This is a genomic window from Weeksella virosa DSM 16922, from assembly GCF_000189415.1.
Lineage (GTDB): Bacteria > Bacteroidota > Bacteroidia > Flavobacteriales > Weeksellaceae > Weeksella > Weeksella virosa.
On the sequence record NC_015144.1, the window covers coordinates 1,295,783 to 1,308,179 of the forward strand.

General features: G+C 36.8%; 13 protein-coding genes and 2 pseudogenes. 13 read left to right on the forward strand and 2 right to left on the reverse strand.

Annotated elements, in window-relative coordinates:
* Positions 1 to 7: 7 nt before the first annotated feature.
* From WEEVI_RS11350 to polA, 9 genes and pseudogenes are all read left to right on the forward strand, one after another.
* Positions 8 to 538 (forward strand): annotated as a pseudogene (locus WEEVI_RS11350) (RHS repeat-associated core domain-containing protein); the annotation flags it as partial.
* A complete protein-coding gene (locus tag WEEVI_RS06295) occupies positions 528 to 1,349 on the forward strand; it encodes a tetratricopeptide repeat protein (RefSeq protein ID WP_013598319.1) in 822 nt (273 codons plus the stop codon). The pseudogene WEEVI_RS11350 and the gene WEEVI_RS06295, both read left to right, overlap by 11 nt.
* A gap of 149 nt (positions 1,350 to 1,498) precedes the next feature.
* Positions 1,499 to 1,795, forward strand: coding sequence for an RHS domain-containing protein (locus WEEVI_RS11570; RefSeq protein ID WP_309251595.1), 297 nt, complete (start codon positions 1,499 to 1,501; stop codon positions 1,793 to 1,795).
* A 12-nt stretch (positions 1,796 to 1,807) separates the two neighbouring features.
* Positions 1,808 to 1,912: pseudogene (locus WEEVI_RS11500) on the forward strand (RHS repeat-associated core domain-containing protein); the annotation flags it as partial.
* A 15-nt stretch (positions 1,913 to 1,927) separates the two neighbouring features.
* A complete protein-coding gene (locus WEEVI_RS10945) occupies positions 1,928 to 2,362 on the forward strand; it encodes an HNH endonuclease (protein ID WP_052295765.1) in 435 nt (144 codons plus the stop codon).
* Entirely contained in the window at positions 2,359 to 2,700 is a 342-nt protein-coding gene (locus WEEVI_RS06305) for a DUF7716 domain-containing protein (protein ID WP_052295766.1), read from the forward strand. The genes WEEVI_RS10945 and WEEVI_RS06305 overlap by 4 nt, the downstream gene beginning before the upstream one ends.
* Before the next feature lie 456 nt (positions 2,701 to 3,156).
* Positions 3,157 to 4,209, forward strand: a complete 1,053-nt coding sequence (locus WEEVI_RS06310) for an NAD(P)/FAD-dependent oxidoreductase (RefSeq protein ID WP_013598321.1) — start codon at positions 3,157 to 3,159, stop codon at positions 4,207 to 4,209.
* 242 nt (positions 4,210 to 4,451) lie between these two features.
* On the forward strand, positions 4,452 to 4,784 hold the full coding sequence (locus WEEVI_RS06315) for a 2Fe-2S iron-sulfur cluster-binding protein (protein WP_013598322.1): 333 nt from the start codon (positions 4,452 to 4,454) through the stop codon (positions 4,782 to 4,784).
* A 49-nt stretch (positions 4,785 to 4,833) separates the two neighbouring features.
* A complete protein-coding gene (polA, locus tag WEEVI_RS06320; protein WP_013598323.1) occupies positions 4,834 to 7,659 on the forward strand; it encodes a DNA polymerase I in 2,826 nt (941 codons plus the stop codon).
* 108 nt (positions 7,660 to 7,767) lie between these two features.
* Here polA and WEEVI_RS06325 read toward each other — a convergent pair whose 3' ends face one another.
* Both WEEVI_RS06325 and WEEVI_RS06330 read right to left on the reverse strand, forming a co-directional pair.
* Positions 7,768 to 8,841, reverse strand: coding sequence for a mannose-1-phosphate guanylyltransferase (locus tag WEEVI_RS06325; RefSeq protein WP_013598324.1), 1,074 nt, complete (start codon positions 8,839 to 8,841; stop codon positions 7,768 to 7,770).
* Entirely contained in the window at positions 8,838 to 9,425 is a 588-nt protein-coding gene (locus WEEVI_RS06330) for a hypothetical protein (RefSeq protein WP_013598325.1), read from the reverse strand. Before WEEVI_RS06330 ends, WEEVI_RS06325 begins: the two co-directional genes overlap by 4 nt.
* 52 nt (positions 9,426 to 9,477) lie before the next feature.
* Here WEEVI_RS06330 and WEEVI_RS06335 point away from each other — a divergent pair, with 52 nt between their 5' ends.
* The 4 genes from WEEVI_RS06335 (at position 9,478) to WEEVI_RS06350 (ending at position 12,384) form a co-directional block, all read left to right on the forward strand.
* Positions 9,478 to 10,224: an MlaE family ABC transporter permease gene (locus tag WEEVI_RS06335; protein WP_041942111.1), complete on the forward strand. Its 747-nt coding sequence runs from the start codon at positions 9,478 to 9,480 to the stop codon at positions 10,222 to 10,224.
* Positions 10,224 to 10,991, forward strand: coding sequence for an ABC transporter ATP-binding protein (locus WEEVI_RS06340; protein WP_013598327.1), 768 nt, complete (start codon positions 10,224 to 10,226; stop codon positions 10,989 to 10,991). The genes WEEVI_RS06335 and WEEVI_RS06340 overlap by 1 nt, the downstream gene beginning before the upstream one ends.
* Positions 10,992 to 11,004: 13 nt before the next feature.
* Positions 11,005 to 11,604, forward strand: a complete 600-nt coding sequence (locus tag WEEVI_RS06345; protein WP_013598328.1) for a porin family protein — start codon at positions 11,005 to 11,007, stop codon at positions 11,602 to 11,604.
* 78 nt (positions 11,605 to 11,682) lie between these two features.
* A complete protein-coding gene (locus WEEVI_RS06350; RefSeq protein ID WP_013598329.1) occupies positions 11,683 to 12,384 on the forward strand; it encodes a tetratricopeptide repeat protein in 702 nt (233 codons plus the stop codon).
* Positions 12,385 to 12,397: the final 13 nt, after the last annotated feature.

Sequence of the window (12,397 nt, forward strand, 5' to 3'; positions counted from 1 at the left end):
GTATTATGACCCTAAGCTAGGTCGCTTTATCAGCCAAGACCCGATCGGCTTGATGGGAGGGATTAACCTCTATCAATACGCCCCGAACCCGGTGGAGTGGGTGGATCCGTGGGGGTGGCATCCTGCTTTGGTTAGGCAAGTTCTTCGAAATGGCGTGATTTTGGTGGGAGGCTTGTCAAGGGCTGGAAAACGAGCGCATGGCAATTCTAAGTTAAGCAGGCGACGGAATCATGTTTATAGAATTGTGGATATAGATACTGGTGATGTTTATAAATGGGGGGACTACAGTAGGATAAGACGTGATGGAAAATCTAGCCGCGCAGAAAGTCAAGTAAGAAAACTAAACCATGAAGGTGGAAATTTTAAGTCGGAAATTGTTTGTAGAAATTTAACAAGGGCAGAAGCTTTGGCTAAAGAACAAGGTTTTGTTAATGCTTATGCAATAGGTGCAATGAGGCGAGATGGAACAGCACGTAACCCTCTTGGTAATAAAAGACCTAAATATCATGAAGTGATAGTCAACAGTTATGGTAAATAAATACTTAAATGTTCTAGAAATTGTTACCCCTTTTGATGTTGGGGAAAATGGTTGGGCTTGGAAAGTCATTAGTAGTGCTTTTGAATTTTACGCTCATAGGAAAATTACTTCTGAAAAAATAGATAAATTGGTTATTTATATACTTGATACTCCACCAGAGAAACCATTGAATAAAAGCCCCGAGGCATTGGGTGTTGTGCAGGTACGTGTTGTTATTGATGGTGAGTATTTCAGGCGGTTAGACTCAAAGCGTGAGTTACTAGAGTTTGCGTATGATGTTTTTAAAACCACTGTACTTGGTCTAGTTAATGATTATGATCTAAAGCAAGATGAACTCTTAACTGTATTTGCTGCTTTTGAAGCATTAGACTTTGTGTACGAAGGTGTAGTGAAGAAAATCGATAAGGAGCTGACTTTACGTTGGCATTTAGAGAAACATTTACATTACTTTATCCGAATGACTAGGGAGGACGAAGGCTTTGATGATATTACCGTTTTGGAAGTAAATGGAGGGGATTTACGTCACTTTGATCGATTCGGTAAGATTAAACGACAAGATAATAAGGTATTAATTCATTGGAAGAAAAGTAGTTTTTATTCATTGGTGGATTTAGATAGTCATGAAGTCAAAGTTTTATCTGAAAAAGCACTAGCAGGGGATGCGCATCATCAATATATGCTTGCTCAAGCATATTTTAAGGGGCAATACACAAAAGTGAACGAAAAAGAAGGCATATATTGGCTTAAGTTAGCAGCAGAGAATGGTTACTCACGCGCTAAAACTATGTTAAAGAAATTAGTTGATGACTAATTTAGCCTTGGTACTTAAAAAAGATGAAGATCGATTCTGCAATTTTTGTTGAGTAATGAAATTCCTAGATGTCAGTGTGCTTGCTATATATTTTTTAGTTTTTAATCAAGAGAGCTTGTAAGTCTAGAAATAACAAAAATGGATGAGCGGTGTATCTCTACGAAGATGGTCAGTTTGTGCCCTTGGCGCAATACATCAATAGCAGTGATGGACAAGCGGAACTACTGAGCTCACGGGTGTGGCAGGCCGAGTTAGCAGAAGAAACTCAAGCAGCGCCGAAACTTTTTCATTATGTGTGCGATCACCTCGGTACCCCACAACTGTTGATGAACCAAGGTCAGGACGTGGTGTGGGAGGCCAAGGCCAAAGCGTGGGGTGAAACCCGTGTCATGAGCCGAGCTGCTACTGATGAGCAGGTGATTAATAATCATCGTTTTCAAGGTTAGTATTATGATGCTGAGACGTTGTTACATTACAATACCTTTAGATATTATGACCCAGAGCTAGGTCGCTTTATCAGCCAAGACCCGATCGGCTTGATGGGAGGGATTAACCTCTATTAATACGCCCCGAACCCGGTGGAGTGGGTGGATCCGTTGGGGTTGGCTACTAGAGCTAATAATGGTAAATATCATATTTTTTTCGATTTTATTCTTGATGATAAGAATATTTTTTCTAGTGACTCTGTTCAATTTAATCGGGCAAATAAAAAATTATTTGAAGAATTAAACTCTGATCTTTCATTCAGAAGAGATATGCTTAAGAGATATCCAGAATTAAGTTCTTGGAAAGTCGACAGCAAATCACCCCCTGGATTGACTTGGCATCATCATGAAGATTTAGGACGATTGTCTTTAGTTGACCGTACAGATCATAGTTCAAATCATGCTCTTTACCATCCGACAGGCAAAGGAGGTAGAGATATATGGGGTGGAGGTGAAGATGGCAGAAGAGGTAAGCTTGATGGAAAAACAGGTGAATTAAAAAGTAAAGGATCAAAACCATGCTCATGATGAAATCATTTAACTCTATAAATAAATTAGTTGATGCGTTCAAAGAGGATCTAACTATAGGCGAACAGATTTGTGTTTATACGAAACCCAATGTTGACGAGTTTGTGCTTGGACAAGAGTATTGGATCGATGATTACCCGGATATTGATGACGATGATAATGAAGTCTTTCCATCTGGGGTGATTGGTAATCATTTGGTTTATTTATATTCTGGCCAACAATTCGCCGATGTTATTGGTAACGTCAGTGAGCAAAAGGCTACTGCGACGTTAAGTGATTATGTTGCTGCCTTAAATTATTATAATCAGCATGATACCTTCATGGATTTTAGTAGTTAAATTATCTTGAGAATGCTATATAACGACGTTTCACTTTTGCGTTTTATTGCATTTACGAACCCATGCATTGATGTCTGCTCGGTGAACATTTATTTACTTTTGCTTTAAAATATTAAATAATTACACCCCCGATTTTTTTTAATAGAAAATGAAAAATATAGCCAAACGAATCTCTTATATAAGAAAATAAAGAAAAGCTATTCCTTAAGCTTAAGTATACTATTATCGATGGAGAGAAGCATAATCTTTTAAAAAAAATGCAAGAGTATTTTGAGGATTATTGTCGTAAACCTGTGGGGTACTAATAAACACTTCTCTTTAAAACATTCCATAAAAAAACGATAAGTTTCACTTGCATAATTCATTAAAACTTAACTATGATGATGATAGTCATTCATTTTTTGGTTCAAAATTGTTAAATTTGTGGACATCAAAAAACGTAAAAAAAATCCAATCATGATAGAAACAGATATCATCATTATAGGCGCTGGACCAACAGGATTATTTGCTGTATTCGAGGCCGGATTATTAAAACTAAGATGCCATATAATCGATGCTCTTCCACAGCCTGGAGGTCAATTGGCAGAACTATATCCTAAAAAACCAATTTTCGATATTCCAGGATTCCCAAGCATTGGTGCAGGAGAGTTAATAGACAATTTGATGGAGCAAATAAAACAATTCGAACCAGGATTTACGCTCAATGAAATTGCCACTACAGTAGAGAAGCAAGAAGATGAAACCTTTATAGTAACAACCAACCGAGGGACCAAAGTTCACGGAAAAGCCGTTGCAATAGCAGGAGGATTAGGGTCTTTTGAGCCAAGAAAGCCGTTAATCGACAATATTGCCGATTACGAAGAAAAAGGAGTAGAATATTTTGTTCGTCAGCCCGAAATGTTCCGCGATAAAAAAATTGTGATTGCAGGAGGAGGTGATTCTGCTTTGGATTGGACGATTTTTTTGTCGGATATAGCAGAAGAAGTTACCCTTGTTCATCGTAGAAACGAGTTCCGTGGTGCCTTGGATTCGGTAGATAAAGTAATCGAACTGAAAAAATTAGGAAAAGTTAACCTAATTACGCCCGCCGAAATTACAGCAATACAAGGAGACGGAAAGGTAGAAAAATTAGAGATAGAAAAAGAAGGAGAGAAATTCTATATAGAGACAGATTATTTTATTCCACTTTTTGGTCTATCGCCAAAATTAGGTCCTATTGCTAATTGGGGATTAGAAATAGAGAAAAATGCAATCAAAGTGAACAATGCACTTGACTATCAGACCAATATAGAAGGTATTTATGCCATAGGAGATATCAATACCTATCCAGGAAAATTGAAATTGATACTCTGTGGTTTCCATGAAGCAACCTTGATGTGTCAATCGGTCTATAATCGCTTAAACCCAGGTAAGAAATTTATCCTGAAATACACAACTGTAGCAGGAGTGGATGGTTTCGATGGAACCCGAAAAGAAGCAGAAAAAGCAGTAGTAAAAGCCATAGAGTAATTCATTGCTGTGAGAAAATCATCAGAAAAACCTTGTTGCTTGCAATAAGGTTTTTTTAGTTTTTAAAATAGATAAGCATCAAACTAGAGTACAGAATTCATGTAAAAAGAAACCGTCCTATGAACCATTCTACCGAAAAAGCTTATATAGATTGAGTTTTTTTTAACCCAAATCTTATTGATGAAGTATCGTAAAGGAGAATAAAATTGTATTTTTGTTAGCAACACAAATTCTTAGAAACAATGTCTGATATAAAAGTTACAATCATCGATCGCGAAGGAGTAAGCCACGAAGTTGATGCACCAACCGATATGAACATGAATATGATGGAAATTGTGCGTGTATATGAGTTGGTAGAAGAAGGTACCTTTGGGGTTTGTGGTGGAATGGCCATGTGTGCCTCATGTCAGTGCTATGTAGAATCTCCAGAGACTCCACTGCCAGAGATGAATCCTGATGAAGATGCAATGCTCGCAGAAGCTTTTCACGTGAGAGAAAATAGCCGTTTGAGCTGTCAATTGGCCGTAACTCCCGAAATAGAAGGATTGGTTTTGCAGATAGCTCCCGAACAATAATAGAACAATTATAGTTCTACATTAGAAAATAATATATATAAGAACCCGAATGAATCATTCTGATAAAAGATTATTTCTATTAGATGCATATGCATTGATTTTTAGAGGTTATTATGCATTTATTAAGAACCCAAGAATCAACTCGAAAGGTTTTAACACTTCGGCAATAATGGGGTTTCTTAACTCCTTGTTCGATGTTATTCGACGAGAGCAACCCACACACTTAGCCGTAGTTTTTGATGTGGGAGAAGCAACCATAAGAACGGTTGATTTCCCTCAATATAAAGCAAACAGAGAAGAAACTCCCGAAGCCATCCGCGAAGGAGTACCTTATATCCAAGAAATCCTTAATGCACTAAGAATACCTGTTTTGTACGCACAAGGCTACGAAGCAGATGATGTGATTGGGACACTCGCAAAAAAAGCAGAACAAAGAGGATATACCACTTATATGGTGACTCCCGATAAAGATTTTGCACAATTGGTTAGCGAACACATCAAGATGTATAAACCACCAGCTTATGGTCGTGGAGTTGAGATTTGGGGTGTAGAAGAAGTAAAAGAAAAATACCAAATAGAAGACCCAATACAAGTAATAGACTTATTAGGTATGATGGGCGATTCGGTAGACAACATTCCTGGAATTCCAGGAGTTGGAGAAAAAACAGCCATAAAATTCATCAAAACATACGGGTCTTTAGAAGGGTTATTGGCCAATACTGATCAATTGAAAGGAAAACAAAAAGAGAATGTCATCGAAAATAGAGAACAAGCAATCTTATCTAAAAAATTAGCTACGATTATTACCGATGTACCCGTTGAGTTCGACGAAGAAGACTTAACAGTTTGTCCGCCCAATCTGGAGAAAGTTACCGATTTGTTTACTGAGTTAGAGTTTCGTCGAATGCTCGAAACCGTTTATAGATTATATAATGTCGATCCTTCTAGAATCAATCAAGATACACAAAACGAGATTTCTCAATCGATACAAAAAAACAAAGAAACAACACAACAATCGTTGTTCGACTTCACCTCAGAAGAAGTAATCGTTCCGCTCAATTCTAATTTTACCAATATTAGCAATACCGATCATTTTTATCAATTGGTCGACACACCTGTGGCGCGTAGATTACTAATTGACAAAATGAAAACGTTGGACAGCTTTGCGTTCGATACCGAAACGACAAGTTTAGATCCATTAGAAGCCAAGTTAGTAGGAATTTCTTTCTCTTGGGAAAAAGGCAAAGGGTATTACCTACCCTTCCCAGAAGATTTTGATGATGCAAAAAACATTATTCTCGAGTTTGCCGAACTATTCAGCAACCCTGCAATAGAAAAAATAGGACATAACATAAAATACGACCTCAAGGTTTTGTATAAATACGGAATCCGAATTGATGGAGAAAATTTCGATACGATGATAGCACATTATCTTCTCAATCCCGATATGCGTCATAATCTCGATGTTTTGTCAGAAACATATTTAGGATATAAGCCAGTATCTATCGAAACATTGATAGGAAAGAAAGGGAAAAATCAGAAAAATTTTCGAGAAGTTGATTTGATAGAACAAACCGAATACGGTACTGAAGATTCGGATGTAACCTTTCAGTTGAAAAATATCTTCGAACCCGAACTAGAAAAAGTATCGCTCACGAAACTCTTTCGAAATATAGAAATGCCTTTGATGAAAGTTTTGGCAACAATGGAAATAGAAGGAATACGGCTAGATGTAGATTTTCTGCAGCAATTATCGAAAAAGCATCAGGAGAAAATCAAAGAGTTAGAACAAAAAATATTTTCAGAGGCAGGAGAAGAGTTTAATTTAAATTCCCCAAAACAATTGGGAGATATTCTATTCGATAAATTAAAACTCGAGCCTAAAAGTAAAAAAACCAAAACAGGGCAATATTCAACAGGAGAAGAAATACTATCTAAATTGGCGCATTATCCAATTATCAAAAATATTTTACATTACAGACAGTTGCAAAAACTGAAATCAACCTATATCGACGCTTTGCCAGAGTTAGTGAATCCTGTTACACAGCGTGTTCATACAACATTTGCACAAACGGTTGCCGCTACAGGGAGATTATCCTCAGTAAATCCGAACTTGCAAAATATCCCTATAAGAACAGAAGAAGGGCAGCAAATCAGAAAAGCATTTATTGCTCGCAATCCCGAGTATAAAATAATTTCTGCCGATTATTCTCAGATAGAACTTCGGTTGATTGCGCAAATGGCACAAGATCCCGTAATGGTGAAAGCTTTCCAAGACGGAGAAGATATTCATGCGTCCACAGCAGCAAAGATTTTTGGGGTTGCACTAGATGAGGTGACAAGAGAACAGCGATCGCAAGCCAAAACCGTAAATTTTGGTATTATTTATGGTGTTTCTGCTTTTGGATTGGCGCAGCAAACAGGGCTTTCGAATACAGAAGCCAAAAAACTGATAGATGCTTATTACGAAACATATCCTACACTGAAAAAATATATAGATCAACAAATTGCATCTGCAAGAGAAAACGGATTTGTCGAAACTCTGATGCGGCGCAGACGTTATTTAAAAGACATCAACTCGAGAAATAATACAGTACGTTCGCATGCAGAGCGCAATGCTGTAAATGCTCCGATCCAAGGGTCTGCAGCAGATATTGTCAAGTTGGCTATGATTCAAATCCAGAAAGAGCTGGATAAGAAGTTTGCCACCAAAATGCTCCTTCAGGTACATGATGAGTTGGTGTTTGATGCACCCATTAGCGAAGTAGAAGAAGTGAGTAAAATGATAAAAACCACCATGGAGTCGGTAATACAAATGGAAGTTCCTTTGGTGGCGGAAGTTGGTGTAGGAGATAATTGGTTAGAAGCGCATTAGATCTTTGTGTCTTCTTATATACAGTGATTCTACAATAAAATAAGCGCAGAATTTTTTTTCTGCGCTTATTTTATTGTAGGTTGTTTTTTTATTCTATTAAGAAAATCTCTAACAAAAACGATCGCCCTTACTCAGTTTAAGATCGTTGACATACGTTTTGATTTCTTGATCATTTTTTTTAGGACAAATCAGTAAGCCTTCTTTGGTATCGACTATAATATAATCATCGAGACCATCGATAATCATTGCTTTTTTAGTTGTGTTGTAGATGATACTATTGGTTGTATTGTATACTTGAACATGCTTCCCTTTGATGATATTCTCTTCTTCGTTTTTCTTTCCGTATTCGAACAAAGAATTCCATGTTCCGAGGTCTGTCCAACCGAATTCTGCAGGTACTACATACACATTTTTAGATTTTTCGAGTACCCCGACATCAATAGAAATCATTGGTAAGGTCGAATAAACAGAACGCAAAATAACTTCGTTGTTGGTTCCATTCTCGAAATAGGAGTTGAGCGTCTTGTACATGCTAGGTAATAATTCTTTGAAAGCGTCTAAAATAGCCCGTACCGACCAAATAAAAATTCCAGAATTCCATAAAAATTCACCACTCTTCAGTAAGGTTTCAGCTATTTCTAAACTAGGCTTTTCCGTAAAAGTCAAGACCTTAGATATGGGATCACTCGAAAAGTTATTATACTGTATATATCCATAGCCAGTTTCTGCTCGAGTTGGTTTTATGCCTAAGGTTATTAATTTTTCATCATCCACATGATCGAAAGCAAAGTTTACTTTATGCATAAATTCTTCTTCATCCAAAATAAGATGGTCAGACGGAGCAACAATAATTTTTGCTTTCTTATTGATTTCTCGGATAATGAGAGATGATAAAAGATTACAGGCAGCAGTATTGATAGCCTGTGGTTCTCGAATAATATTGAAGGGATGAAGTTCGCTCAATTGTTCCATTGTAATATCAACATACTGTTGGCTGGTAACAACAAAAATATTTTCTACCGGAACAACTTTCTTTAGGCGTTCATACGTTATCTGGATAAACGTTTTTCCGGTTCCTAAAATATCATGAAATTGTTTAGGCTTTCGGGTTGTACTCAACGGCCAAAAACGTGTGCCAATTCCACCCGCCATAATTACAGCGTAGCGATCATTCTGTTTCATTCTTTCACTCTATTTACTTGGGCAAGACCACTTACTAAATACTTCTTACCTGTATTTTTTTCATGACAAAGATACCTTATTTTTCTTTTTTTTCCTTTCTGTAAAAGTTTATTTCCTATGTAGAAAAGGCTTCCTTCTGGCAAATCTTCTAAATAAGGCAAACCGCTCTCATTTCTCAAAAGATTTTTAGCAATGCCCGGATCAGCGGTGACAGAAGCTTTTGGTTTGCGTGCATGTTGCAAAATATAAGGCTGTATTTCGGTAGAATAAAGATAAGCCGAATCGATCAAAAGTTTAGAAAAAGTCTCTTTCCATTCTTTCCCGTGTGCTAAAATTAGTTTCCCATGAAAGTCGTGATAAGCTTTTAGATGAGCAAACTCATGTGTGAGAACAAAAAAGAAGGCCTCGGGTGATAAATTTCCGTTTACCGAGATAGAATGTAAAATACCGTTTTTGCGGTAATCGCCCAATTTTGTTTTGCGATTGGGCGTTATTCTTAGTTGTATTTTAAAAGGCGAAAACCATGTTTCAATCAAAGGTAAAGCATCTTTAGGAACATAATTTTCAAGTTGTCGATAGTGCACTTTGTCGAATATTTAAAAAGAATATAACAATAAAAATACTATTTTTGTGGCAATGAAATTGTTTGAAAACTTAGGGAGATACGTTTTGCTGATGACAAAAGTATTTCAAAAACCTATCAAGTTTAAATATTTTTGGAAATTAATCATCCGCGAAGTGATGGATCTCGGGATGAGTTCCTTGGGTATTGTGACGTTTATTTCTACGTTTATGGGTGCCGTTGTTGCGATTCAAATGGCTCAAAATTTTCGAGGATCAGAAATTCCAGTTCCCGATGCATATATCGGTTATGCAACAAAAGTAGTGTTAGTTTTAGAATTTTCCCCAACCATTGTTTCGCTTATTCTGGCGGGGAAAGTTGGTTCTTATATCGCCTCTAGTATTGGTACAATGAGAGTGACCGAACAAATCGATGCATTGGATGTGATGGGAATTAATTCTCCTAACTTTCTCATTTTACCGAAAATAATAGCTTGTGTATTTTTCTTTCCATTCCTGATCGCTATTAGTATAGGATTCGGGATTCTAGGAGGACATCTCATTGGTGTTTTTACCAAAATGTGGGCACCAGTCGATTTTGTACAAGGACTACAAATGGGAATGGCTCTAAAATTCTATATTTATACTTTCTTCAAAACCATGGTGTTTGCATTTGTTATTGCTACAGTACCAGCTTATTATGGGTATTACGTAAGCGGAGGATCTCTAGAGGTGGGACGCTCGAGTACGACAGCAGTTGTATGGACATCGATTTGCATCATCATTCTCAACTTATTATTAACCCAAACCATTCTTAGCTAATGATTGAAGTAAGAAACATAACTAAATCGTTCGATGATATCGAGGTATTAAAAGGTTTTTCGGTCGATTTTCACGAAGGGAAAACCAATCTCATTATCGGACAAAGTGGTTCAGGTAAAACAGTTTTCTTAAAATGTTTGATAGGATTATTAATGCCGACCTCTGGAGAAATCTACTTCAATGGTGAAAATACTATTGATTATGATTACAAACAAAGACAATATTTACGAGAACAAATTGGAGTTGTATTTCAGGGAAGTGCCCTTTTTGATTCGATGAATATTCTAGAAAATGTTTGCTTCCCATTAGAGATGTTCTCTAATCTATCTAGACAAGAAGCTATTGCAAGAGCTAAGAAAATGCTTGATCGTGTAGAAATAGCCAAAGAAGCTTTGGTAAAATATCCATCAGAAATTTCAGGTGGTATGCAAAAAAGGGTCGCTATTGCTCGTGCAATGATCAACGAACCAAAATTCCTATTTGCCGATGAACCAAACTCTGGGCTCGACCCAAAAACAGCTCTAGTTATCGATAAATTGATTTATGAGATTACACAAGAGTACAATACAACAACGGTGGTTAATACCCACGATATGAATTCGGTGATGGAAATTGGAGATAAAATTATTTTCCTGAAACAAGGCTACCTTGAATGGGAAGGGACAAAAGATGAAATACTCACGGCCGACAATAAATCGGTGATAGATTTTGTATATTCATCAGAACTTTTTACGAAATTGAGAACAGCATTATTAAAAGACAAATAAAAAAATAAATACCATGAGAAAAAAATTATTTATCGCAACAACTGCATTAATTACAGGATTTGCACAAGCTCAAAGTTTAGATTTTGGATTGAAGGCAGGCGTTGTTTTCAATGCCGATAACGGTAAGTCGGTAGTAGAAAATGCTGGAAATATTTTCAGAGACAAAGGAAACGGATCTACAGGTTTCCAGGCAGGAGCCTTAATTCGTGCAAAATTTGCAGGAATTTATGTACAGCCAGAAGTATTGTATACACAATATAAAAATGAGTATGAAACGCAAGGAATCCAATACGACATTACTAAAAAAAGAATTGATATCCCTGTAGGAATTGGAAAAGAATTTTTAGGATTAGCTCACGTACAAATCGGACCAACCTTTTCTTATTACTTTAATGACGATATTTCTTTTAACGAAATTTCCAAAGCAAAACAAGATGAATTTAATGTAGGAATGCATATCGGTGCAGGAGTAGAAGTCTCTAGATTCTTATTCGATTTGCGTTACGAATTTGGATTTGGGAAAGTAACGTCTGAGTTTATAAAAGATAACTGGGATTACAAAACAGAATCAACTCCGAAACTCCTAAATTTGTCGGTAGCTTATTTATTCTAAATCTGTTATAAAACTATAGAAGATTGTTGGAAATAAGCAAATAGAAGCCTATTTTTGCAATCGCATTAATAATATTACATGGCAAAGAAAGTAAAAAACGAAGAGTCTACAACAGAGGAATTGGTACAGAAATTAGATCGTACCGCCCTTAATATGGAACTCTTCTTAGAAAAAAATGCTAAAGCTATAGGAATTGTAATCGGCATAGTGGTGCTTGCTGCATTGGGTTATTTCGCTTATATAAAATTAATCGTAGACCCAAAATCAGATCAAGCACTCAAAGAAATGGTGACAGCAGAACGACTGTTCGAGCAAGACTCAATCGGTCAAGCACTCAACGGGAGCAAAGGAAGTTATATGGGGCTGCAACAAATCGTAGACGAGTATGGCAATACAGATGCGGGAAATTTAGCCAAACTAAAGGCCGGAGTTGCATATTACAAACTGGGTGATTATACAACTGCGATAAAAATGTTCGAAGATTTCTCGACCAAAGATCCAGTTCTTATGGCTCAGAAATACGGAATGATCGGAAACTGTTTAGTACAAACCGGGAAAGTAGAAGAAGGTTTGCCATATTATGTAAAAGCAGCAGAAGCAACCAACGTTGTTACCATCGAGCAAACATATTATACCAAAGCAGGCAATATTGCGATGAGCTTAGGTAAGAATGAAGATGCGCTAAAATATTTCCAGACAATTGTAGATAAATACCCAGGAGCAAACAATAACGAAGCAGAGAAGTTTGTAGAACGTCTAACTTATGCGCTAGGTCAGTAATAAAACAAACAAA